The organism is Tessaracoccus sp. MC1756, assembly GCF_014164735.1.
Taxonomy (GTDB): domain Bacteria; phylum Actinomycetota; class Actinomycetes; order Propionibacteriales; family Propionibacteriaceae; genus Arachnia.
Genome location: NZ_JACJFZ010000002.1, coordinates 477,758 through 499,584, shown reverse-complemented (window position 1 = coordinate 499,584; position 21,827 = coordinate 477,758). Strand labels below are relative to the sequence as shown.

The window sequence follows — 21,827 nt, the reverse complement described above, 5'->3', positions numbered from 1 at the left end:
TAGTAGCTGCGAAGGCCGGAACTGCGCTCCCCCCAGCGCAGTCCCGGCCGGTTTTCCCCCCAGCGCAGCGGGCTCAGAGCCCGACTGAATCCGCCCCGTGCTCGGCCTGTGCCTGCGAGAATCCCTCGTAGAGCAACTGGTCCACCAGGCCGGAGCGCGAGAATCCGCCCATCTCCAGGTACGACTTCGCCTTCAGCGCCGCCTGCTCCATCCAGTCGACGGTGACGTTGGCCACCCCGTAGAGGGCCTCCTCGGACGAGAAGCCCTCGTACTCGAGCTGGTCCACCAGACCCGACTCCGAGAAGGCGGTGAACTCGAGGTACGACTCGGCCTTCAGCGCCGCCTGCTCCATCCAGTCCGCGCCGATCGCGTCAGCGGCGAACTCCGCGTCCGCAGTGGAGAAGCCCTCGTACTCGAGCTGGCCGATCAACCCGGTGCGCGAGAACGGGGCGAAGCTGATGTAGTTCTCGGCGCTGACGACCGCCTGGCCCTGAGTGACGCTGAGGCCCGGATCCGCCGGTTCCTCCACCACGGGCTCTTCTGCCACGGGCACCGCCGCCGTCGTCTCCGGGGCGGCTTCCGCTGTGGTCTCAGGTGCTGCTGCCTCCGTGGTGGCTGCCACCGGGGTGGTTTCCTGGAGCGGCTCCGCGGTGGTCTCCTCCGCCGGTGCGGCAGACGTGGCCTCCGCCGTGGCGCTGGCGCTGGCCAGGGGCGCGGCCTGCTCGGTGTCGTCGCCGCCCTTGGGCAGGATGGCGATCAGGCCGATGAGGGCGATCACCGGGATGATGATGCGCTTCTTCGTGTACCAGGGCCGCCGCGCTGCGGCCGTGGTCTGGGTGGCCTGCGCGGCCGGGTCTGCCCACTGCGTCCCGTCCCAGTACCGGGACGAGCCGTCCGGCTGGGTGTACCAGCCGGCTGGATGCTGCTGTGTCATGTTGGTTCCCCCAATGACGATTGATGTGTACGTCATTGACGCTATAGAGGGGGTCTGACAAAAACTGGCGCCCGAAGGAAGATCAGTCGGTCAGTTCGCCGCGCACCAGGGAGTCGCCGGAGTGCGTGGGGGCGTCGTCGAACAGCTCGCGGGAGATGTCGACGATCGTGTAGCCCTCGTCCAACAGTTGCTGCGTCACGGGGAAGCGCTGCTCGCCGTCGGGCTCGAGGATGCCCACCGACACCATGCGCTGGAGGTCTTCGTTGATCAGCCAGACCTCGAAGTAGTCGGCTTCCCTCGCGTCGAACACCGGTGCCTCCACGACAAGGACCAGACCGTCGCCCCCGTCGACGAGGCGGGCGGCGGCAGGCGTGGCGTCGTCGGCGAGAGGGGCGAGCTCTGCGGAGGCCACGGTCACTGGCGACGCGTCCCGCGACGGGAGCTCGAGCAGGGTGCCGAGGCCGACGCCCGCCAGGAGGCAGACGGCAGCCGCCAGCACCCAGGGCCATGACCGGGAACGCAGGCCGGACGCGGTGGTGCCGGCGGTGACCGGTGCGTCGGAGGCCTCGAGGACGCGCGCCCGGAGCCGTGCGGGTGGCGTCGCGGCCAGACTGGGCGAACCCTGCGCGTCCCTGACCAGCTGCGCGCCCAGGCGGAGATCCGCCACGGCCGAGTTGCAGCGGGGGCACGACGCAAGGTGGGCCGCGTACTGATCTGTTGTTTCATCCTCGGCTAGCGCCAGGGAGAGCAACTGGTCGTTCTCGAGGTGGGTCGTCACGATTGGCTCTCCTTCCAGGCGTCCTTCACGATCAACAGGCCCCGCCGGATGTGGCTCTTCACGGTGCCTACGGGCATCTGCAACCTGTCGGCGATCTCCGCGTGCGTCAGGCCATCGTAGAAGGCCAACTGCAACACTTTCCGCTTCGGATCGCCCATGGCGTCCAGTACGGCGGTGACGAGGAGGCGGTCGTCGGCGGGCGGCTCTGTGGTGTCCTCCGTGCTGCTGTAGCGGCGGGCCTCGTCCACGCGACGGTTGTGCCGGGCGCGGGATTCCCAATGGTCCGCCACCCGCCGTCGGGCGATCACCAGCAACCAGGCCGGCAATGCCGTCTCACCGGGAACCAGCGATGACCTACTCGACCAGGCGGAGACGAAGACCTGCTGGGTGACGTCTTCCGCATCCGCATCAGGGGGAGCCACCTTCCGCCGGACGAAGCCGTGGATCATAGGCGACCACCGGTCGTACATGGCCGCGAAGGCCTCGCGGGAGCCCGCAGCGACATCCCGGCTGAGCATCGCAACGTCATCGGAGTCCACACAGAGAGCCTAGGTCAAGAAACGGGAACGGCGCGGGCGATCACGTTGTTCTGATATCCGCCGCGGTCACGTAGATAGGGGCCGCCGCACGTGACCAGGTTGAGGTGGTGCGTCCCGGTGCGGGCGAACAGTCGCGCAAGGTCGAGTTCGGCGCGTGGCACGGAGTCAACCGACTCCACGCGGTAGGTGTGCTCAACGCCTGTTGCGTCGAGCACGACGATGACCTCACCGGGGGCCAGCCTGCGAAGGTCCGCCAGAGGTCCGATGCCCAGTTCCTTCGAGTCGACGTGGGCCGCGATCACGGTGGCTCCCTGAGTGTCGCCGGGGGCCGGACCGAAGCGGTACCAGCCAGCCTCTCCGGGATCGGGTGGCAGGGCCATCAGGCCGATGTCGTCGACGCCCTGGGGTGAGACCGGCATGTCGATCTTGAGGGAGGGGATCATCATCCGCGCCGGTGACGGCCGGGCAGTGGTAGCCGCCAGTCCTGCCGAGCTGGTGCCGACCTGATCAGCCGGCGTGGAGGCAGGCGAGGGGGTTGAGGTCGGCGGGGCGGGGGACCGCGGGGGAGACGCGTCGGGCGCTTCCGGTGAAACGGCCGGGGTCGGGGACGGGGACGAGGTCGCCCCTGCAGGCGCGGTGGAGGGCGCGGACTCCTGGGCGACCGGCCCGCCGCAGGCGGTGATCGCCGTGAGGGCGATCACCGCTGCGACTCCGAAGGCGGGACGCCGTCGGTCAGGGCTCATGACGGTCAGTTGACCAGGGCGCGCCTGCGCACCAGCACCACACCGGTGCCGGCCGCCAGGAGTGCTGCCACGGCGAGGAGGCCGGCGGAGTTGGCGGCGTCAGCAGCAGCGGCCTGTCCACCGGTGCCTCCGGGGACGCCGCCGGGGGCGCTGTGGAGACCGTCGATCACCTGGACGGCCAGCCCCAGGTTGGCGTCTGCCGCACTGCCCCAGGCGTAGACGATGGTGTTGGCGCCCTCAGTGATGTTCACATCCGCCGGGCCGATCGCCACGGTGTCGGTGCCGGTGAGCACCACGTCGGCAGACACGGTGCCGGCCGCGAGGTCGGCCTTCGCCTCGTCAGGGTTGGCGAGGTTGCTGAACGCCACGGCGCCGTTGGCGCGCACGTCGACGGCCGGGGCCGCCGCAGTGTGGCGGACGGTGAGGCGACCTTCGCCCGCGGCGGTGGCGGTGACGTCGTTGACGAACGGCGTCAGCACGGGCTTGCCTTCGGCGTCGAGGTGGGCCACGACGGTGATGTTGGCTCCGCCGGGAACGGTGACGTCGTTGGCCTCGATGGCGGCCTCCCCGTCCGCACCGGCTCCGGCGGCCGTGACCTTGAGGTCGTAGGAACCGGCTGGCAACTGCACCGCGTCGGTGAGGGTACCGGGCGCGAAGTTGGTCAGGAGGGAATTGCCGTTGGCGTAGACGTCCACCGTGAGGCCCGGCACGCCGTGGAGGATGTGGACGGTTGCTTCGTGCTCGTCTGCTGCTGCGATGTTCGGGACGACCGCGCAGGCCAGTGCCAGCGGCAGCGCCGCGGCGAAGAGTCGTGCTCGCATGATGGATCCTTTCGGTCCGGGCCCTGGGGCCGGTGCAGCGCGGCTTTCGCGCTACTGCCCCCTTAGTCCGCCTGGGACCCCTCCATGGATGCACCTTGTTCAATGTTTTTTTAAGGTTGCCCGATCGTTGCCCACGTAGGTCGACCCCGGATATTAATCCCAAAGGTTCGTAGTAATATCTCGGGCATGCAAGATATCTCGCTCAGCCCCAAGTCCAGCTGCGGTTGCGGCGGCCACGACGAAGCCCTCCCGGAGCTCGACGCCCGCACCATCCCGCACGCCATCCGCCACGCCGCCATTCACGGCGTCGTGGACTCGCTGCAGTCCGGCACGGCCTTCGTGCTCGTCGCTCCGCACGACCCGATCCCGCTCATCGCCCAGATCCAGCAGCGCCACGGGCAGGACGTCGCCATCAGCTACGTGCAGCAAGGTCCCGACGCCTGGAAGCTCAAGCTCGCTCGCTCCTGATCGTGACAACCTCGGGTACCGCTGACCGGACGTCCCGGGCCACACGGGACATCGGTCAGCGCACGAAGAACTGGCGGGTGGCGATGGTCGCCCTCGCCGGTTTTTCGCTGTTGGCGGGGCTCAACGCCGGGTTGTTGCGGCTCGGCGTCTGGGCGCCCGTTGATTCGGACCGGCTGGCGGACCTCCATGGACCGGTCATGGTGCTCGGTTTCATGGGCACCCTCATCTCCCTGGAGCGGGCCCAGGCGCTGCGCAAGGCGGCGGCCTACCTCGCCCCGGCGCTCTTCGGCCTGGGATCGGTGACCCTGCTCGCGGGCGCCCCCATCGGCCTGGGCAAACTCCTCCTCTTCGACGGCGGTCTGGCCTTCCTCGGCCTCACCATTGCGCTGTGGTTACGCGCCCCGCTCTCGCTGGTGGCCGCACAGGCCTTCGGCGCGCTGTTCGTCGCGCTCTTCACCGGCCTGTGGCTGGTGGCGGAGATCGCCCCGTTGCTGCCGCTGCTCGCCGCCTTCCTCATCATCACCATCGCTTCAGAGCGCGCCGAACTGGCCCAGCTCACCATGGGCCGCCGCGCCATCCCCACCCTGCTCGCCCTCGGCACGCTGATCGGCGGCGGCGCCGCCCTCAGCCTGGTCTTCCCCGACACCGGTGCCCGGATCGTCGGGCTGGGTTGCCTGCTCACCGCGCTGTGGCTGTTCCGCGACGACGTGGGCCGCCGCTTCGTGCGCAGTACCGGGCTCCGGCGGTTCAACGCCGCCTCGCTGCTGGCCGGCAACCTGTGGCTCGCCGTCGCCGGCGTCGTGTGGATCGTCGTCGGCCAGCCCACCTCCAGCGGCACCTACGACGCCGTCATCCACGGGGTCTTCCTGGGCTTCGGGCTGGCCATGATCATGGCGCACGCCCCCATCATCTTCCCGGCAGTCATCGGGCGGCCGCTCCCGTATCGTTCGTCCATGTGGGCCCCGCTCGTCGTGCTCAACGTGGGCATGGTCCTGCGCCTCAGCGGCGGGCTGGCGGGCATCCAACCCCTCTACCGAACCGGAGGCATCCTCACCGTGCTGGCACTCCTGATCTTCGCCGTGACCGTCGTGGTGTCGGTGGTGCGTTCATGAGGGGACGCCGGTCGCTGCGCGACTTCACCCTGCTGGTCTGGCTGGTCGGCGCCGTCGTCATCGCGCTGGTGCATCGCTGGGTGCCCGAATCCACCTGGCTGATGGTGCACCTCGTCGGGCTCGGCGCCATCACCCACTCGGTCATGGTGTGGAGCGCCCACTTCACCGCAGCCCTGCTCAAGACCCGGCCGGACGACAAAGCCAGGAAGGTCGCCGATGTGCGGCTGGGCCTCCTGGCCGTCGGCGCGCTGGCGGTGTTCGTCGGGGTGCCGACCACGCAGTGGTGGCTGGTGCTCATCGGCGCCGTGGCAGTGTCGACGGCGGTGCTGTGGCACGCCTGGACCCTCGTCCGCGACCTGAAGCGCGCGCTTCCCGGGCGCTTCCGGATCAGCATCCGCTACTACGTGGTGGCCGCGCTCTGCGTGCCGGTAGGAGCCGGCTTCGGCGCCGCGCTCGCCTGGGGCCTGGGTGACCGCTGGCACGCCAACCTCCTCGTCGCCCACACCATGACCATGATTCTGGGCTGGGTGGGCCTCACGCTGGTCGGCACCCTGATCACCTTCTGGCCGACGGTGCTGCGCACCCGGATGGACGACCGCGCGGAGCGCCTCGCCCGCCAGACGCTGCCCATCCTGCTGGGCGGCCTGGCCGTGATCATCGCCGGCTCGTTGACGGGGCTGCGGCCCGTCGCCGCCGTCGGCATCGCGGGATACGCCCTCGGTCTCCTGTGGTTCGGGCGCTGCCTCGTGGCCCCCACCAGGAAGCGGCCCCCGCGCGAGTTCGCCTCCGCGTCGATCCTTGCTGCCTGCGTCTGGGCGTGCGTCGCGCTGGTCGCCACGGCGGTGCACGTGTGGCGCGCCGACGACATCGCGCTCGCCACGGACTACCCGCTGCTCGCCGGCATCTGGGTGGTGGGCTTCCTCCTGCAACTGGTCACCGGTGCGCTGAGCTACCTCCTGCCGTCGGTGCTCGGCGGCGGCCCGCGCGTGGTGCGGGCGGGCGCTGCCTACTTCGACCGTTGGGCCACGGCCCGGCTGGTCGTCATCAACGGCGGCCTGCTGCTGTTCCTGCTGCCGCTGCCCAGCTGGGTGAAGGTGACGGTCTCCAGCACCGTGCTGGTGGCGTTGGCGCTGTTCATCCCTCTGATGGTGCTGGGCATCCGGGCGTCGGTGAAGGAGAAGCGGGCGGCCATGGCGGGCCTCGAACCCTCACTGCCCGCAGAGCGGCCCAATGCGCTGACCGGCAGCGGCCTGGTGGCCGGCGTCGCCGCGCTGGCCGTCGTGGTCTCGCTCGGGTTCGGGATGGACCCCGGAGCGGCCGGCATCGTCACCCCGGGCACGACGACGCAGGCGGTGGAGCCCACCGGCGAGACCGTCCGTGTGGCCGTCACCGCGCACGACATGCGCTTCGACCCCGCGAGTATCCAGGTGGACCCGGGCGACCGTGTCGTCATCGAGCTCACCAACCTGGACGACACCAACGTGCACGACCTCATGGTCGGCGACGTCCGGAGCCCCCGGCTCGCCGCCGGGGAGACAGCGGAGCTTGACCTGGGTGTGGTCGGGCAGAGCATCGAGGGGTGGTGCACCGTCGTCGGGCACCGCCAGATGGGGATGACGTTCGACGTCGTCGTCGGCGACACCGCGCCCGCGCCGGCCTCCACCTCCGGCGGCGGTCATGCCGCGCACCAACCCGCCGCGGGCAATCCCGAGGCGGAGCTGGGCCACATCGTCGACCCCATCGCACCGGAGCTGACAGACGAGACCGTCCGCCGCTACGAGTTCCGCGTCACCGAGGAGCCCCTCGAGGTGGCCCCCGGCCTGTGGCAACGCAGGTGGACGTTCAACGGGCAGAGCGTCGGCCCCACCCTGCGGGGCAGGGTCGGCGATACCTTCGAGATCACACTCATCAACGACGGCACGATGGGCCACTCGATCGATTTCCACGCCGGCGCGGTCGCGCCCGACGCGCCGATGCGGACGATCGCGCCCGGCGAGAGCCTCGTGTACCGCTTCACGGCGGAGCGGGCGGGAGCCTGGCTCTACCACTGCTCCACCATGCCCATGAGCGCGCACATCGCCGCCGGCATGCACGGTGCCGTGATCATCGAGCCGGAGGAGGGCTGGCCCGCGGTGGACCGTGAGTACGTGGTGGTCCAGTCCGAGGTCTTCGCCGACGACGCCGCCACCGCCGAGGAGGCCACGGAGATCAACCCGGACCGCGTGCTCGCCGAGCAGCCGGACCGGGTGGTGTTCAACGGCATCGCCAACCAGTACGACCAGCGGCAGTTCGAGGCCAAGGTGGGGGAGAAGGTGCGTTTCTTCGTGGTCGACGCCGGGCCCAACCGCGCGTCGAGTTTCCACATCGTGGGCGGCCAGTTCGACACCGTCTACCGCGAGGGCGGCTACCTGCTGCGCGACGGCGAGGACGCCTTCGGCACCACCGGAGGCGGCGCCCAGGCGCTGGCGCTCCAGCCGGCCGAGGGCGGTTTCGTCGAGATCACGTTCAACGAGCCGGGGCACTACCCGGTGGTCAGCCACATCATGGTCGACGCGGAGCGCGGCGCCCACGGCATCGTCGAGGTCACGGACTGAAGACGCATCCAATGTCCACCGGCCGGGGGTGCCCCTGTGGCGCTGACTCGGGGCACCCACTGACTGGCGGACATCGGATGCGGGATTCGTGCGTGGTGGGCGGAGCGCGTTACTACGTGTATTACTAATAGTAAGAAAACTGGGCGCTTTCAGGCTGCCGAGAGCTCGGCGTCGTCGGCCAGCGACTCGCCGGCGACAGCGGGGATGCCGCCCAGGTCCACGAGGAAGCCACCGGGGAACTCCTCCGACAACAGATCAGCCAGCCGGCGCGCGGTGCGGGAGCGGGCGTCGCGTTCGGCGTCCGCCGACACCGGCTCCAGCGGGTCCGTGCCGTGCAGCATCGCGCCCAGGTGATCGTCAAGGATGGGATGGCCGCCGAGCGCCTCCATGTCGCCGAAGACGTCGAGTTCCGCACGCACCACCTCAACGGCCGGCAGGAGCGTCTCGGGGTTCGAGGTCAGCAGGGTGGCGCGGGTGCCCAGGGCGGGGAAGGTGGCCTCGTAGGGGAGCAGCGACATGGTGGTGTCCGTTCTGTTCGTCGGTGTATACAACCAAACCGGAGCTTTCTGTGCACATCCTGTGAGGCGTCTGGCAGGTCGGTGTGACCGGTTCCACTGCGCGATCTGGCCCCACGGGGGGCACCTGAAGGTGAGCAATCCGAGGTCGCCGGTTAGGATCGATGCGTTACCTAGGAAGGGAATCGTCGTGTCCGAAGCCGGCCTGCAGGCAGCACGCCAGAAGATGATGGATGCCGGGGTACCCACTCCGGCCATTGAGGTGTTCACGCGCTTCTACCATCTGCTCGAATCCGGTGAGACCGGTGTCATCCGAGAGGACACGATCGAGCCGCTGCTCGACCCGCCGATGCTGACGGACGTGGACATCACCGACGCCGAGGCCCGCGACGCCATCGGCAAGACGGTCATCATCAAGCTCAACGGTGGCCTCGGCACCTCCATGGGCCTCGACAAGGCCAAGACCCTCCTCCCCGTGCGCGACGGGCTCAACTTCCTGGACCTCATCGTCCGCCAGGTGCTCGCCGCCCGCGAGCGCTACGACGCGCGCCTCCCTCTGCTCCTGATGAACTCGTTCCGCACCGACGACGACACCCTCATGCACCTGAGCCGCTACCCCGAACTCCCCGTCGAGGAACTGCCGCTGAGCTTCGTGCAGAACCAGGAGCCCAAGCTCCGCGCCGACGACCTCACGCCGGTGGCATGGCCCGCAGACCCGTCGCTCGAATGGTGCCCGCCCGGCCACGGCGACCTGTACCCGGCGCTGGAGGGCTCCGGCGTGCTCGACGCGCTGCTCGAGGCCGGCTTCCGCTACGCCTGCGTCTCCAACGGCGACAACCTGGGCGCGGCCCCGAACGCCACCATCGCCGGCTGGTTCGCCAAGTCAGGCGCCCCGTACGCCGCGGAGCTGTGCCGCCGCACCATCAACGACAAGAAGGGCGGCCACCTCGCCGTCCGCAAGGCCGACGGGCAGCTGATCCTGCGCGACACCGCGCAGACCGCGCCGGAGGAGATGGACTTCTTCACCGACGAGCACCGTCACCCGTTCTTCCACACCAACAACCTCTGGTTCGACTTGCAGGTCCTGAAGGACACCCTCGTCGAGCGCGGCTCGGTGCTCGGGCTGCCCCTCATCCGCAACGAGAAGACGGTGGACCCGACGGATTCGTCGTCCACGCCGGTCATCCAGGTGGAGTCCGCCATGGGCGCCGCGATCGAGGTATTCGAGGGCGCCACCGCCATCTGCGTCGGCCGCGACCGCTTCCTCCCGGTCAAGACCACCAACGAACTGCTGCTGCTCCGCTCGGACGTCTACAACCTGACCGACGAGGGCAAGCTCATCGCCTGCACGGATGCCTCGCCGGAGATCAACCTGGACTCGCGCTACTACAAGACGGTGCAGAAGTTCGCCGAACGCATCCCGTCGGCGCCGTCGCTGCGCAAGGCGAGGTCGTTCCGGGTGGAGGGCGACTACACCTTCGGGGCCGGCGTCGTCGTCACGGGCGACGTCACGCTGCCGGATCCCGGCGACAGCCGCACGGTCGCGGACGGGGCCCGGCTTGACGGCTGACCCGCTCGCGTGTGCCCTCGCCCTGGCGCTGACGGGGGAGGAGATCCCCGTCGGGTCTGTCGAAACGTTGGCCGAGGAACTGGCCGCGCTGGGCTTCACCCCTGAGCGGCTGTTCGCACTCCGCCACGAGGCCCAGGCGGCGGAGCGCGTCTGGCCGTTCACGGTGCCGCTGGACATGCGCCGCGACGTGGGTTTCGCCCGCTTCGACGCGGCGCTGGCCACCGCCCGGCAGCAGTTGGGTCTCACCGGTCTGGTCGCGAGCCGGCCTGCGGAGCGGCCCCTGAACCGCGACGAACAACGCCTCGTCCAGGACCGTCCGCCGCACTGGTGAGCTTGGCGGGACATGAAAAGGGGCGCCTCCCGTGGGAGGTGCCCCTTCGTGTTCCTCGAGATCAGAGGGTGCGGGCGCGGATGGCGTCGCGGATCTCCTCCAGCAGTTCCTCGGACTTGGTGAGGGTGGGCGCCTCTGCGGACGAGCGGTCGAAGCGCTCCTTGGCCTTCGTGTAGGGCAGCACCACGCCGAAGTAGACCACCGTGGCGATGATGACGAACGCCAGCAGAGCGGTGAGGAAGGCGCCGACGGACACGCCGCCCGGCTTGAAGTTCGAGAAATCGGGCGTGCCGCCCAGGAGGCCCAGCACGTCCATGAACATCGCGGTGAACGACTCGACGACGGTGGCGAACGCGGCGCCGATGACAAAGGCGATGGCCAACTCGATGAGGTTGCCACGCATCAGGAATTCTTTGAAGCCCTTCATAGCTCTTCAGACTTTCTGTATTACCGCCGGAGCGGGGTCTGTCACGACGCGCGACTGTCGCGTCGTCGGACCGTGGTCCGGGATGACTCTAGCGAGGTGCCGGTGCACCCACAACAGCGATGGCGTCACCCGGGCGCGCCACCCAGCACGATGCGCAGGCCGCCGTCCTGCCCCAGCGCGGCCACCATGGGGGCCTCGGACGTGGGCACGTCCACGAGGATCATCGGGCCCGAATTGGCGCTGACAGAGGCCAACGGTGAGCCACCGGAGGGCGGGGTGGCCAACACGGCCACCCGTGCGTCGGTGGTGAGGATCTCCACCTCGTCATAGCCCGTGGCGATCAGGGAGATCCGGTCACCGGGGTTCAGCAGCGAGCGGAGGTTGTCGTCGCGCAGGACGATGGGGACCAGGGCCCGACCAGGCTCGGTGTTGCGGCTGGCGGCCAACATGCCGGGCTGGAGGACGGTGCCCCCTCCCAGGGAGACTGCGGTGCTGCGACCCACCAGGGCGTCGGCTTCAGTGAGGGCGCCGTCGGGCACGGAATGCGATGGCAGATGGGCGAGGCTCACGTCCGAGGCCGTCAGCACGTGGCCCGCCGGCAGGTCCGCCGAGATCACGACGGCGGGCTCAGTGGGCCCCTCCGCAGGCGCGAGGGAATTGCCCAACATCAGGACGGCCGCCGCGGCGAGTACTGCGCCCACCGCGCGGCGGTGCCAGGACACCCGTTGGGCGATGAGATCGAGGAGGCGCTTCATGCCTCCACTGTGGCCGATTGGACCATCGATCCACCGTTATCCACAGGTCTGAGTGCGCGTCAGGCGGACTTGGCCTCGACCTTGGCGGCCGGCTTGGCCTCGGTCTTCGCGGGCTCCGCTGCCTTGGCTGCAGGCTTCGAGGAGCTGCGGTTGTCCGTCTTGTAGAAGCCGGAGCCCTTGAACACGACGCCGACGGCGCTGAACACCTTGCGCAGGCTGCCTTCGCACTCGGGGCATACGGAGAGCGCGTCGTCGGTGAACTTCTGCACGACCTCGAGGTCGGTGCCACAGTGGGTGCAGCGGTACTGATAGGTGGGCATTGACTTCCTCCGTAGAGACAACCGCCCGCCATGATAGTTCAGCGGTCAACGATGACCCAACCGAGCTCAGTGGCGTAGCCATCCATGGACACGTCGTGGGGGAGCACTGGCACGCTGTCGACGACCTCCTCGGACCTCGCGAGCGCCACCAGCAGGACGTTCGGGCGTCGTCGGCTCAGCGCCCGGTCGTACCAGCCCCCGCCCGTCCCGAGCCGCGATCCGTCGCGCCCGACGGCGAGGCAGGGGAGGAGCACGAGGTCAGCCTCAGCGATGGCCTCCGCGCCCAGCCCCGGGCCTGGCGGGTGCGGGATGGCTCCCCAGCCGGGAACCAGCGCGTCCCAGCCGGGGAAGACCGCCCAGTCGGGTGAGTGGGTGAGCCGCGGCACCAGCACGCTCCAGCCCAGCGCCAGCAGCCCGTCGATGATCGCTCGTGTGCCAGGTTCACCGGGCCGCGACACGTAGACAGCCGCCGTCCCCACCGGCAACTCGTCGACGGCGGCGAGCACGTGCCGGGCCAGCTCCGCGTCCGCGCGGCGCCAGCCCGCCTCCGGGACGGCCCTCCGGGCGGCCGACACGTCCTGGCGCAGCGCGTCCTTCCGGAGCTGTTCGGGCATTGGCATATCGTAAGGGCCATGGCCTGGTTTGGACGCAAGAAAGAGGACCCCGTCGTCGAGGAGATCCCCGAAGAGCCGCGGCTCCCGGAGGCCCCTGCCCTGAACGCCTCAGGGCTGCGCAGCGTCGCAGACCACACCGCCTATCTGCTCGGCCTCGTGGAGCCGCTCGAGCCGTTCGGTACCCCGTTGCTGGAAGCCTGGGACCAGGTGATGTGCGAGGACATCGACTCGATGATCAACGTGCCGCCCAACTCCACCGCCAAGGTGGCCGGGTACGCGGTGCGCGCGGCGGATCTCGTCGACGACCAGGGACACCTGGCCGAGCCCCTGCAGATCGCCGAGGCCACCGTCGAGCGGTTGCCCGAGGGCGCGGCTGTTGTGGTGGCCGCCGGTGACGTGCTGCCGCGCGGCGCCAACGCTGTGCTGCCCGCGACCTTCGCCACGCTGGAGGACAACCGTGCGCACCTGATCGAGAAGGTCACGGAGGGTGAGTACGTGCGCGCCGCCGGCGAACATCTGAGCGTCGGCACCCGCCTCCTCAGCGAGGGCGAGGTCCTCGACGACCGCGCCATGGGCCTCCTGGCGGGGGCCGGCATCGACAAGGTGATGGTGCGGCCCCGGCCGCGCGTCGTGGTCGTCAGCTCTGGCGAGCATCTCGTGGACCCGGGCGCCACCATGTCGCACGGTGACGCGACGGACGCCAACTCCTACATGATCTCCGCGGCGGCGCGCGCCGCGGGCGCCACGGTGTTCCGCGTGGCAGTGCACTCCAACGACCCCGAGGCGCTCCGCAACGCCATCACGGACCAACTCATCCGGGCAGACCTCGTCATCTCGACGACGGGTGGGCGCCGCGAGGACTACGAGGCCGTAGTCGACGTCATGAACGATCTCGGCATGGTGGATTCCGTCGACGTGGCCATGTCCCCCGGCCGCACCCAGACGTTCGGCCTGATCGGCGAGGACGACGAGCGGGTGCCCATGCTGATGCTGCCGGGCAACCCGGTGAGCGCCTATGTGTCGTTCCACGTCTTCGCGCGGCCGCTGATCCGCCGCCTGATGGGCGCGCGCACCGAACATCGGGCCTTCCGCGCGATCACCCGCACCATGTTGCGGTCGATGCACGGCACCATGCACCTGCTGCGGGGCCGGGTGCAGCTCGACGGCAGCATCCGCTACGTCGAACAGGTCTCGCTGCCGCACGCGCTGGGGGAGCTGACGGAGTCGAACGCCCTGATCCTGCTCGACGAGTCGCTCGAGTCGGTGAAGGCCGGCCAGGCCGTCAAGGTGTGGCTGTTCGACGAGGAGGACTGAGCCTGGCTGCCATCCGCCGCCTGCGCGGCGTGCGCGCGCGGTGCCGAGAGTGGCCGCGAGCATGAAGAAACCCCCGGGCTTCCACGCGGAAGGCGTGTGAGCCCGGGGGTTCTCCTTCGGTCAGCCTCGCTTCTCGGGTCCTCCGAACATCACGATGTTGTTGAACACCCACTGGTTGGACTGACTGAAGGCGTATCCGCCCGCAGCCTTGGGGGTTGCGGCGTAGACCGTCGTCATCGTGTAGGAACGGCAGGCTCCACGGCCGGTGGCGGCGGTGTCGCATTCGGTGCGCCACTGGCGGCCCGCGGAGGTGAACTCGCCGGCGTAGCCGAGCGGGTTGTTGTTCCACGCCTCGCGCGTCATGAACGGCAGGTACGTGAGGTTGTTGAACGCCCACCCCGACTCGCGCACGAACTGGCCGTTCTCCATCTTGACCACGGTGGCCCAGATGTCGGTGCGGCAGCGCTCGGTCTGCGAGTACGGCTCACAGGTGGTCATCCACTGACGGCCGTTGAACTCATGCTTGCCCGGCAGGGTGTAGGGCACCGTGGGCACGTACTTGCCCGCTGCCGGCGTGGTCGTCGGCTTGGCAGACGGCGACTTCGACGGGCTCGGTGACTTCGACGGGCTCGGCGAAGGCGACGGCGACGCGACCGGCTCCTCCTCGACCGTCAGCGGCACCGTGGCCGTCTGCGTCACTCCACCGGCAGTCACGCTGAGGGTGCCGGTGTGGTTACCTGCCGGCAGCGTGGCGGAGGACGACAGCTCGAAGATCGAGTTCACCTGACGGTGGTCGAAGTCGGCGCCGGCCCCGTCGAGGTACGGACGCTCGGCAGTGACCGTCAGCGGCAGCACGTCGTCGCCCACCTGCAGGGTGGCGGTGATGCCGGCCGGCGTCGCCTTGGGCAGCGAGGCCCAGCCGACCAGACCCAGGGCGTCGTCGACCTGCAGCGCAGGCAGTGCGTGGCCGCGGACGTCCAACTCCCACGTGCCGTCGCCCGGGTAGAAGTTGCGGCCGGAGACGGTGAGGGAGGTACCCAGCGTTGTCAGTCGCTCACGGAAGTCCACGATGCTGCGGCCTGCCTGCGGCGTCCAGCCCACCTCAGCGGTGGCCATCAGGCGCGGGTACAGCAGGTACTCCATGGAGCCCAGGCTGCGGATGTGCTCGCCCCAGATGGGAGCCGTGGGCCCAAGCACCGAAGCCTCGGGAACCTGTGCCTGTGCCGTCGGGTCCCAGTTGTAGAACTGGTTGATGTCACACGCGGTGCCACACGCCCAGGCGGGGCCGAGGAGTTCGGCACCCGGGCGCTGCGGGAGATAGGCGTTGGGGGCCGGGGACATCACGAGCTTGAAGCCGCGCGTGTTGACCAGGTTGCGCACGTTGGCGCTGATGCCGGCCGACGTCCACTGCTGGACGACGGTGCCGTCGGGCAGCTGCGCCGCCGCCTTGTCCGCGGCTTCGTTCCACACCACGGGGATGGCGTCCAGTTCGACGGTGATGTCGCTGACGCGATCCATGTAGACCCGGTAGGCCTCGGCGGTGGTGTTGTGCGACTCGTCTCCACCGATGTGGAAGTAGCGCTTCCCGTTGACCAGGGTCTGGTTCTGCTCGATGAGCTGCTTGAAGACGTGGCGCATGAAGGTGTAGGTCGCAGAGTTGTTCGCATCCAGGCTGGACTCACCGACGCTGGTGTTGGTGATCGGCGGTGCCGTCGTCTCGCCCGGCGCCAGCTTCGGGAAGCTGCCCTCGGAGTTCAGCTGCGGAATTGCGTGCAGGATGGCGTTGGAGTGAGCGGGACCATCGACCTCGGGAACCACCGCGATGTTGCGCTCGTCGGCGTAACGGATCAACTCGGCGACATCCTCGGCGGTGTAGAAGCCGGTGCGGCCCGGGAGCGTGGTCCACTGCGACTGCGTCACTGCGGTGCCACCGGAGACGGAGGTCAGCAGCGTGTAGTCGATGTCGTCACCCTGGACTCGGCCCTCGTTGCTGATCGCGATCCGCCAGCCCTGATCGTCGGCGAGGTGCCAGTGGAGCACGTTGAGCTTGTGCGCGGCCATCTCGTCGATGATCTCCTTGACCTCGTCCTTGGGGACGAAGCTGCGGGAGACGTCGAGCATGAAGCCGCGGTACTCGTAGCGCGGTCCGTCAACGATCTGGACGGCCGGGACGGTCCAGTCCTGCGCGACCGGCTGGGCCGAACGGGCCCAGGGGCCGAGGAGCTGGAGCAGTGTCTGGGCGCCGTAGAAGAGCCCGCTGCGCTTGGGTGCCGTGATCACGACGCCGTCCGCGTCGACGGAGAGCTCGTAGCCCTCGTCGGTACGCCCGGGAAGGTCCGCCATGGAATCGTCGAGGACGAAGGAGATGGCGTTTCCGGTACCGCTGGCGGCGACGTCCAGGTCGAAACCGGTGGCCGGACGCAGGCTGGCGGCGAAGAGGTCCGCAACGGCGGTGGCGGCCTCGCCCGAAGCGACGACGGTGGTGCCGGCGTCGACGGTGAACGAGGACTCGCCTTCAGTGGCGGAGACCGGCTTCGGGATCACGTTGACCTTCAGCGGCTCGACGACCTCGCCGTCCAGCGTGCCCATGACTTCGATCTCCCAAATGGCGACGGGCCACGTGGCGGACTTGGAGTGGATCTGCACCTTCACGTGGCGGTAGCCCGAGACGTCGAGGTCAGTTGTGACCCAGTCGCTGCGCACGCCCACGAGGTTGGAGGCGAGGTCGGTCCAGGCAGCCCCATCGGCGGAGCCCTGAATCGTGTAGCTGGTGGCGAAGGTGTTGCCCCAGCGGATCTTGACGGTGTCGATGGTGGCTTCCGCCCCGAGATCGACGGCGATCCACGGGGTGTCGGTGAGCCCCGACCAACGCGACGCGTCCGGGCGGTTGTGCACCTCTGGGGGGATGCTGGTGCCTTCAGGGCCGGTGTCGCCGTCGAAGGCACGATCCGCCGTCCATGTCAGTTCGCTGCCCGAGGACGTCACCGGCTGATTGAGGCCGAGGTTGATGGGAGCCGCGTGTGCGGCTCCCAGGGGGATGAGTGCGCCCAGGAGAGCCAGCGACGCGAGTAGCGTCGCCAGCTTGGGCCATGCTCGTTGTTTCATTGATTCTCCAAAAGTCGTGCGGGATGGGAAGCGTTTCAGGTGCTCCACTGGAGTCGGGGGGTTTGGGGGCCAACATAAGGTTGGTCAGCGAATTCCTCCTGCAGCCTGGCCAACTCGGACTCCAGTTCCGAGCGAATTGCTGCATAGGCGGGGTCGTCTGCGACGTTGTGGAGTTCGGCGGGGTCCGCCACCAGGTCGTAGAGCTCGTATTCGGACGGCATCACCACACCCGACGAGCCGGGGGTGCCCAGGCCGTCGTTGTAGTAGTGGATGAACTTGTGGGTGGCGGTCCGCACTCCGTAGTGGGCGGGCGCGTGGTGCTCCGGGTCGTCGTGCTCCCAGTACCGGTAGTACATCGAGCCCCGCCAGCCCTCGACCTCCTCGCCCCGCAGCAGGGGCCTGAAGCTGCGTCCCTGCTGGGCGGGCAGCGCGTCGGGGCTCTCGCCGCAGACGTCGAGGAAGGTGGCGGCGAAGTCCACGTTGGTGATCATCGCCTCTACCCGCGTGCGGGGTGCGATCTCCGCCGGCCAGCGCACCAGCATGGGCATCGTCAGCGACTCGTCGAACATGAGGCGCTTGTCGAACCAGCCGTGGTCTCCGAGGAAGAACCCCTGGTCGGAGGTGTAGACGACGAAGGTGTCGTCTGCCAGACCCTCGTCGTCGAGCCATTGGAGCACCGAGCCGACGGAGTCGTCGATGGCCTGGACGGTCTGTAGGTAGTCGCTCATGTACCGCTGGTACTTCCAGCGGCTGCGTTCCAGCCAGTGGCCGTCGCCCTGCAGTTCGGCCGGTACGGGTTCCTTGACGTCGCGCTCCGTGAGGTCGTCGAGCGCCATGCGGACGTTCTTGACGACGTCGGCCCGGTCCTCATGGGTGTCCCACATCGTCTCCGGTTCCGGGATGGTGCCCACCGGGTACAGGTCGCTGTGCCGCTCGTGCGGCACCCACGGACGGTGCGGGGCCTTGTGGTGCATGAGGAGGCAGAAGGGCCGGTCCCGGTCGATGCGTGCCAGGTAGTCCAAGCTGAGCTCGGTGATGATGTCGGTGGCGTAGCCTTCCAGCCGGGCCGCGCCGTCGGGACCGTACATCTGCGGGTCGTGGTAGTCGCCCTGCCCGGGGAAGATCAGCCACTCGTCGAAACCGCGCGGGTTGGCCTTCTCGGTCTCCCCGAGATGCCACTTACCGAACAGCGCGGTCTGGTAGCCGCGGTCCTGCAGCACCTGGGCGAAGGTCGGCACCCGGTAGTCGAACTCTGAGTAGATGGAGCACGCCCCGTTGACGTGGCTGTACGCGCCTGTGAGGATCGTGGCCCTCGACGGGGTGCAGATCGAGTTGGTGCAGTAGACGGCGTCGAGCCGGGCCCCCTCCTCGGCCAGGCGGTCGATGTGGGGGGTGCGGTTGACCACGCTGCCGTACGCCGAGATGGCGTGGGCAGCGTGGTCGTCCGCCATGATGAAGATGATGTTGGGGCGGCTCATGCCTGCGCGTAGTCCTCCGCCAGCCAGTAGTTGCCCACGGGAACCACCTCGGGGGCCTTCTCGGCCTTGACGAACTCCTCGTTGAGGCCGGTGAGCCACGCCTCGATGGTGCCGTCGTCGTTCTTGGCGATGACGTCGTCGGCGCTGAACACCTCGACGAACTCCTGCTCGCTGGCGATGGCGTCGGCCGGGGCCTTGATGAAGTCGGCGAGGATGCCGTTGAGCTCTTCGCGGTTGGCGGCGGCCCAGGTGAAGGCCTCCTTGCAGACCGCCTGGAACTTGGCCAGCACCTCGGGGCGGTCCTGGATGTCGGTGCCGGCCACCTGGGCGGCCAGGAAGGCGAGGTCCGCGAAGTCGGTGGACTTGGCCACCTCGACCAGGTCGGGCACCTGGTTCTTGATGGTCTCGACGTGCGGGTACCAGATGCCGGCCGCGTCGATCTGCTTCGAGGCGAAGGCGGAGATCGTGGTGGGCGGGTCCATCGGGATGCGCTCGATGTCGTCGATGGTCATGCCGGCCTCTTCGAGGGCGAGGTTGAGCAGCATGTCGCCGGAGGTGCCCTCCGGGACGCCCACCTTCTTGCCCTTGAGCTCGGCCATCGAGGTGATGCCGGGCTGGGCGATGACGCGGTCCGCGGTGCCGCGGGAGTTGATGCTGACGACCTTGGCCTGGTCGCTCATCGGCAGCCAGAGGGCGCCGAAGCCGATGTAGCCGAAGTCGAGGTCGCCGGTGCCCAGCGCCTGGATCTGCAGCGGTCCGTTGGTGAAGGCCAGGGTGTTGGCCTTGAGGCCGTGCTTCTCCCACAGGTCCTGCGTCTCGGCGACGGCCACCAGCATGCAGCCGTTGCCATCCTCGATGTAGCCGACGTTGATGTCGTCGACGGTGGCGGGGGCCTCGGCGGCGGAGGTCTCGCTGGCCGGGGCGGACGTCGGGTCGGTGGCGGCGCCGGAGGTGGTGTCCGCGGGCGCCGGGGTGGTGGCTGCGTCGTCAGTGCCGCAGGCGGCAAGGACAGCTGCGCCGGCGATGCCGGCGGTGCCGAGCAGCATGTGTCGTCTGGTGATCATGGGTCTCCTTGGTTTGTCGAGCGTCATTGCTTGTAAACGGCGTTCCAGACCTGGTTGCGCAGGTCTGTGAACTCGGGCGAGGTGCGCAGGTCGTCGTTGCGGGGGTAGGGGAGGTCCACGTCGATGATCTGGTGGATCCGTCCGGGGCGGGCTGCCATCACGATGACGCGGTTGGCGAGGAACACCGCCTCGTCGACGTCGTGCGTGATGAACATGACGGTGCGCTTCTCCTGTTGCCAGGTGTCGAGGAGCGCGGTCTGCATGTGGACCCGTGTGAGGGCGTCGAGCGCCCCGAACGGTTCGTCCATCAGCAGGATCGAGGGGTTGGCAGCGTAGGCGCGCGCGATGGCGCAACGCTGCTTCATGCCGCCGGACAGGTTCTTCGGCAGGGCGTCGGCGAACTGGGTGAGACCGGTGAGTTCCAACTGCCGGTCCGCGATCTGGCGGCGCTTGGACTTGGGGATCTTCTGGAGTTCCAGCCCGAACTCGACGTTCTTGCGCACGGTGAGCCAGGGGAACAGGGCGTACTGCTGGAAGATCACGCCGCGCTCCGGGCCGGGGCCGGTCACCGGCTTGCCGTCCACGCGGACCTGGCCGCCAGTGGGCTTGAGGAGGCCCGCCGCCTGGTTCATGATGGTGGACTTGCCGCACCCCGAGGGGCCCACCACCGTGACGAACTCGTTGTCGGCGATGGTGAGGTTGAGTTCCGTGACGGCGGTGAACGGTTTGCCGCTCAGCTCGAAGACCTGCGTGACGCGGTCGAAGACGATCTTGTCGGACATCAGTGGCGCTCCTGCCAGCTTGTAAGGCGATTGTCGAGCCAGAGGAGTATGCGATCCATGATGAGTCCGAAGACGCCGATGGTGATGAGGCCGACGAAGATGGTGGAGATCTGGTAGTAGATCTGGGCGTGTTGCATGCGGTAGCCGACGCCCTCCTGGGCCGCGATGAGTTCCGCGGCGACGAGGGTGGCCCACGCGGAGCCCAGACCCTGCCGCAGGCCGACCATGATGAACGGCAGCGACGCGGGCACGGCGATGCGGCGGAAGATCGTCCAGTCCTTGGCGCCGAGGACGCGGCCGGCGTTGATGAGTGTCTTGTCGACGTTGACCACGCCTTGGAAGGTGGCGATGATCGACACGAGGAAGCTGGCGAGAGTGATGACGAAGACCTTCGGGACTTCGCCGATGCCGAGGAACACGATGGCCAGCGGGATGATGGCCAACGGGGGGATCGTCCGGAAGAACTGCGTCCACGGCTCGACGATCGCGCGGACTGGGCGGTACCAGCCCATCGCGAAACCGAGGGGGATCGCCAGGCCGGAGCCGAGGAAGAAGCCGAGGAGGACGCGGCGCAGTGAGGCCGCGATGTCACCGAGGAGGGTCCCGTCCTCGATGAGTTCCCACGCCCTGATGGCGACTTCGCTGGGGGAGGGGAGGGTGTCTTGGGTGAAGGAGAGCAGCCACCAGAGCCCGACTCCGCCCAGCACCGAGACGACGCTCAACCACGCCCAGGGGTTGCGGGTCCGTTTGATCGTGACTTCGAGCTCCGGCGGAAGGGTGGTCGGGAGGGGCGTCGTCAGGTCCATGCCGACGTGTGTTTCGGTGCTCATGCGGTGACTGCTCCGACATGTGAGTGGGGGTTCTCGGCCCGGACGATGCGCTCGAGCTGACGTTCCGTCGTCTCCAGCCAGCCGATGAACCAGGACGTGCTCTGCCACCCGCGGTCTTTGGCGGTCGCGTCGATGAACTGGAGCCACTGGGAGTCGATCTCGGGCACTGGGTCTGCGTCCTCGCTGGCCAGCGCGGTGCTCTCCTCCGCGCGCTGCTGCTGGCGGAACGCCAGCTCGGTGCGGACGATCTCCAGGGCGTAGGTGGGGCCCAGCTGGCCGGCGAACTGGAGCCGGACGGTGAAATCCGGGGCCATCGGCCGCTCGGCCGGCTCATACGGGCTGGCTGCCCACTCCAGGAGGGCCTGGCGGCCAGCGGGCGTGAGCCGGTAGACCTTGGCGTCGGGCGCCGCGTCCCGCTGGTCCAGGGTGCAGGTCACCCAACCCCGCCGCAACAGTTCGCCGAGGGCGCGATAGATGGGTGTCATGGACGGCCGACGCCCGAGAAATCTGCCGTCGCTGCGTAACCATTTGCCGATGTCGTATCCGCTTGCCGGCTTCCTCGCCAGCAGCCCCAAGAGGGGATAGTCGGGCTGCATTGCGCCTCCTAGTACCTTACGGGCATAGTTTGGTCAACCGCTGGGCAACTTGTCAACGGTCATCCCGGAAGTGACTATCTCCGGATGGATAGAGCACGCTGGATCCGCGCAATCTCGTTAGAATCAATATCGCGACG

At 68.7% G+C, this 21,827-nt stretch carries 22 protein-coding genes; 6 read left to right on the top strand and 16 right to left on the bottom strand.

What is annotated here, in order from left to right:
- Window positions 1-73: 73 nt before the first annotated feature.
- From H5393_RS14320 to H5393_RS07720, 5 genes are all read right to left on the bottom strand, one after another.
- Window positions 74-934 carry an Ltp family lipoprotein gene (locus H5393_RS14320; protein WP_220488261.1) on the bottom strand — a complete coding sequence of 287 codons (861 nt, stop codon included), beginning with the start codon at window positions 932-934 and terminating at the stop codon, window positions 74-76.
- 82 nt (window positions 935-1,016) lie between these two features.
- Complete coding sequence (locus H5393_RS07735; protein WP_182766168.1) at window positions 1,017-1,712, bottom strand: anti-sigma factor; 696 nt, start codon at window positions 1,710-1,712, stop codon at window positions 1,017-1,019.
- A complete protein-coding gene (locus H5393_RS07730; protein ID WP_182766167.1) occupies window positions 1,709-2,251 on the bottom strand; it encodes a sigma-70 family RNA polymerase sigma factor in 543 nt (180 codons plus the stop codon). Before H5393_RS07730 ends, H5393_RS07735 begins: the two co-directional genes overlap by 4 nt.
- Window positions 2,252-2,265: 14 nt before the next feature.
- The gene (locus H5393_RS07725) at window positions 2,266-2,994 is read right to left on the bottom strand and encodes a class F sortase (RefSeq protein WP_182766166.1); all 729 of its coding nucleotides are present in this window, start codon (window positions 2,992-2,994) and stop codon (window positions 2,266-2,268) included.
- Window positions 2,995-2,999: 5 nt separating this feature from the next.
- Window positions 3,000-3,815: a DUF4397 domain-containing protein gene (locus H5393_RS07720; RefSeq protein WP_182766165.1), complete on the bottom strand. Its 816-nt coding sequence runs from the start codon at window positions 3,813-3,815 to the stop codon at window positions 3,000-3,002.
- Between the two features lie 186 nt (window positions 3,816-4,001).
- Between H5393_RS07720 and H5393_RS07715 the strand changes: the two genes are divergently transcribed.
- Genes H5393_RS07715 through H5393_RS07705 form a run of 3 tightly spaced genes read left to right on the top strand, consistent with a single transcriptional unit; the run spans window position 4,002 to window position 7,989 of the window.
- On the top strand, window positions 4,002-4,283 hold the full coding sequence (locus H5393_RS07715; protein ID WP_182766164.1) for a DUF2249 domain-containing protein: 282 nt from the start codon (window positions 4,002-4,004) through the stop codon (window positions 4,281-4,283).
- A 2-nt stretch (window positions 4,284-4,285) separates the two neighbouring features.
- Window positions 4,286-5,395, top strand: coding sequence for a hypothetical protein (locus H5393_RS07710; protein ID WP_370585952.1), 1,110 nt, complete (start codon window positions 4,286-4,288; stop codon window positions 5,393-5,395).
- The gene (locus tag H5393_RS07705; protein WP_182766163.1) at window positions 5,392-7,989 is read left to right on the top strand and encodes a multicopper oxidase domain-containing protein; all 2,598 of its coding nucleotides are present in this window, start codon (window positions 5,392-5,394) and stop codon (window positions 7,987-7,989) included. The genes H5393_RS07710 and H5393_RS07705 overlap by 4 nt, the downstream gene beginning before the upstream one ends.
- A gap of 149 nt (window positions 7,990-8,138) precedes the next feature.
- Here H5393_RS07705 and H5393_RS07700 read toward each other — a convergent pair whose 3' ends face one another.
- On the bottom strand, window positions 8,139-8,507 hold the full coding sequence (locus H5393_RS07700) for a hypothetical protein (RefSeq protein ID WP_182766162.1): 369 nt from the start codon (window positions 8,505-8,507) through the stop codon (window positions 8,139-8,141).
- A 187-nt stretch (window positions 8,508-8,694) separates the two neighbouring features.
- Between H5393_RS07700 and H5393_RS07695 the strand changes: the two genes are divergently transcribed.
- Together H5393_RS07695 and H5393_RS07690 are read left to right on the top strand one after the other, a co-directional pair.
- A complete protein-coding gene (locus H5393_RS07695) occupies window positions 8,695-10,074 on the top strand; it encodes a UTP--glucose-1-phosphate uridylyltransferase (protein ID WP_182766161.1) in 1,380 nt (459 codons plus the stop codon).
- Entirely contained in the window at window positions 10,064-10,405 is a 342-nt protein-coding gene (locus H5393_RS07690) for a hypothetical protein (protein WP_182766160.1), read from the top strand. The genes H5393_RS07695 and H5393_RS07690 overlap by 11 nt, the downstream gene beginning before the upstream one ends.
- A gap of 61 nt (window positions 10,406-10,466) precedes the next feature.
- On the opposite strand, the gene mscL is transcribed toward H5393_RS07690, so the two are convergent.
- From mscL to H5393_RS07670, 4 genes are all read right to left on the bottom strand, one after another.
- Window positions 10,467-10,832, bottom strand: coding sequence for a large conductance mechanosensitive channel protein MscL (mscL, locus tag H5393_RS07685; RefSeq protein ID WP_182766159.1), 366 nt, complete (start codon window positions 10,830-10,832; stop codon window positions 10,467-10,469).
- Window positions 10,833-10,957: 125 nt separating this feature from the next.
- Window positions 10,958-11,587, bottom strand: coding sequence for an SAF domain-containing protein (locus H5393_RS07680; RefSeq protein WP_182766158.1), 630 nt, complete (start codon window positions 11,585-11,587; stop codon window positions 10,958-10,960).
- Between the two features lie 59 nt (window positions 11,588-11,646).
- On the bottom strand, window positions 11,647-11,907 hold the full coding sequence (locus H5393_RS07675; RefSeq protein ID WP_182766157.1) for an FmdB family zinc ribbon protein: 261 nt from the start codon (window positions 11,905-11,907) through the stop codon (window positions 11,647-11,649).
- A gap of 38 nt (window positions 11,908-11,945) precedes the next feature.
- A complete protein-coding gene (locus tag H5393_RS07670; protein WP_182766156.1) occupies window positions 11,946-12,521 on the bottom strand; it encodes a 5-formyltetrahydrofolate cyclo-ligase in 576 nt (191 codons plus the stop codon).
- Between the two features lie 18 nt (window positions 12,522-12,539).
- On the opposite strand from H5393_RS07670, the gene glp reads away from it, so the two are divergent.
- Window positions 12,540-13,835, top strand: a complete 1,296-nt coding sequence (gene glp, locus H5393_RS07665) for a gephyrin-like molybdotransferase Glp (protein ID WP_182766155.1) — start codon at window positions 12,540-12,542, stop codon at window positions 13,833-13,835.
- Between the two features lie 120 nt (window positions 13,836-13,955).
- On the opposite strand, the gene H5393_RS07660 is transcribed toward glp, so the two are convergent.
- The 6 genes from H5393_RS07660 to H5393_RS07635 are packed head-to-tail and all read right to left on the bottom strand — an operon-like array spanning window position 13,956 to window position 21,690.
- Window positions 13,956-16,940, bottom strand: coding sequence for a family 20 glycosylhydrolase (locus H5393_RS07660; protein WP_182766154.1), 2,985 nt, complete (start codon window positions 16,938-16,940; stop codon window positions 13,956-13,958).
- Window positions 16,941-16,975: 35 nt separating this feature from the next.
- Window positions 16,976-18,418 carry a sulfatase gene (locus H5393_RS07655; RefSeq protein ID WP_182766153.1) on the bottom strand — a complete coding sequence of 481 codons (1,443 nt, stop codon included), beginning with the start codon at window positions 18,416-18,418 and terminating at the stop codon, window positions 16,976-16,978.
- On the bottom strand, window positions 18,415-19,482 hold the full coding sequence (locus H5393_RS07650; RefSeq protein WP_255436359.1) for an aliphatic sulfonate ABC transporter substrate-binding protein: 1,068 nt from the start codon (window positions 19,480-19,482) through the stop codon (window positions 18,415-18,417). The genes H5393_RS07655 and H5393_RS07650 overlap by 4 nt, the downstream gene beginning before the upstream one ends.
- Before the next feature lie 23 nt (window positions 19,483-19,505).
- Window positions 19,506-20,264, bottom strand: a complete 759-nt coding sequence (locus H5393_RS07645) for an ABC transporter ATP-binding protein (protein ID WP_076060106.1) — start codon at window positions 20,262-20,264, stop codon at window positions 19,506-19,508.
- A complete protein-coding gene (locus tag H5393_RS07640) occupies window positions 20,264-21,094 on the bottom strand; it encodes an ABC transporter permease (protein ID WP_220488260.1) in 831 nt (276 codons plus the stop codon). Before H5393_RS07640 ends, H5393_RS07645 begins: the two co-directional genes overlap by 1 nt.
- Complete coding sequence (locus tag H5393_RS07635) at window positions 21,091-21,690, bottom strand: PadR family transcriptional regulator (RefSeq protein WP_182766152.1); 600 nt, start codon at window positions 21,688-21,690, stop codon at window positions 21,091-21,093. The genes H5393_RS07640 and H5393_RS07635 overlap by 4 nt, the downstream gene beginning before the upstream one ends.
- Between the last annotated feature and the right edge of the window lie 137 nt (window positions 21,691-21,827).

Bases quoted from the DNA above. Each gene is read 5' to 3' on its own strand.
- H5393_RS14320 (WP_220488261.1), bottom strand. From the start codon at position 934: ATGACACAGCAGCATCCAGCCGGCTGGTACACCCAGCCGGACGGCTCG.
- H5393_RS07725 (WP_182766166.1), bottom strand. From the start codon at position 2,994: ATGAGCCCTGACCGACGGCGTCCCGCCTTCGGAGTCGCAGCGGTGATC.
- H5393_RS07720 (WP_182766165.1), bottom strand. From the start codon at position 3,815: ATGCGAGCACGACTCTTCGCCGCGGCGCTGCCGCTGGCACTGGCCTGC.
- H5393_RS07715 (WP_182766164.1), top strand. From the start codon at position 4,002: ATGCAAGATATCTCGCTCAGCCCCAAGTCCAGCTGCGGTTGCGGCGGC.
- H5393_RS07705 (WP_182766163.1), top strand. From the start codon at position 5,392: ATGAGGGGACGCCGGTCGCTGCGCGACTTCACCCTGCTGGTCTGGCTG.
- H5393_RS07700 (WP_182766162.1), bottom strand. From the start codon at position 8,507: ATGTCGCTGCTCCCCTACGAGGCCACCTTCCCCGCCCTGGGCACCCGC.
- mscL (WP_182766159.1), bottom strand. From the start codon at position 10,832: ATGAAGGGCTTCAAAGAATTCCTGATGCGTGGCAACCTCATCGAGTTG.
- H5393_RS07680 (WP_182766158.1), bottom strand. From the start codon at position 11,587: ATGAAGCGCCTCCTCGATCTCATCGCCCAACGGGTGTCCTGGCACCGC.
- H5393_RS07675 (WP_182766157.1), bottom strand. From the start codon at position 11,907: ATGCCCACCTATCAGTACCGCTGCACCCACTGTGGCACCGACCTCGAG.
- H5393_RS07670 (WP_182766156.1), bottom strand. From the start codon at position 12,521: ATGCCCGAACAGCTCCGGAAGGACGCGCTGCGCCAGGACGTGTCGGCC.
- glp (WP_182766155.1), top strand. From the start codon at position 12,540: ATGGCCTGGTTTGGACGCAAGAAAGAGGACCCCGTCGTCGAGGAGATC.
- H5393_RS07660 (WP_182766154.1), bottom strand. From the start codon at position 16,940: ATGAAACAACGAGCATGGCCCAAGCTGGCGACGCTACTCGCGTCGCTG.
- H5393_RS07655 (WP_182766153.1), bottom strand. From the start codon at position 18,418: ATGAGCCGCCCCAACATCATCTTCATCATGGCGGACGACCACGCTGCC.
- H5393_RS07650 (WP_255436359.1), bottom strand. From the start codon at position 19,482: ATGATCACCAGACGACACATGCTGCTCGGCACCGCCGGCATCGCCGGC.
- H5393_RS07645 (WP_076060106.1), bottom strand. From the start codon at position 20,264: ATGTCCGACAAGATCGTCTTCGACCGCGTCACGCAGGTCTTCGAGCTG.
- H5393_RS07640 (WP_220488260.1), bottom strand. From the start codon at position 21,094: ATGAGCACCGAAACACACGTCGGCATGGACCTGACGACGCCCCTCCCG.
- H5393_RS07635 (WP_182766152.1), bottom strand. From the start codon at position 21,690: ATGCAGCCCGACTATCCCCTCTTGGGGCTGCTGGCGAGGAAGCCGGCA.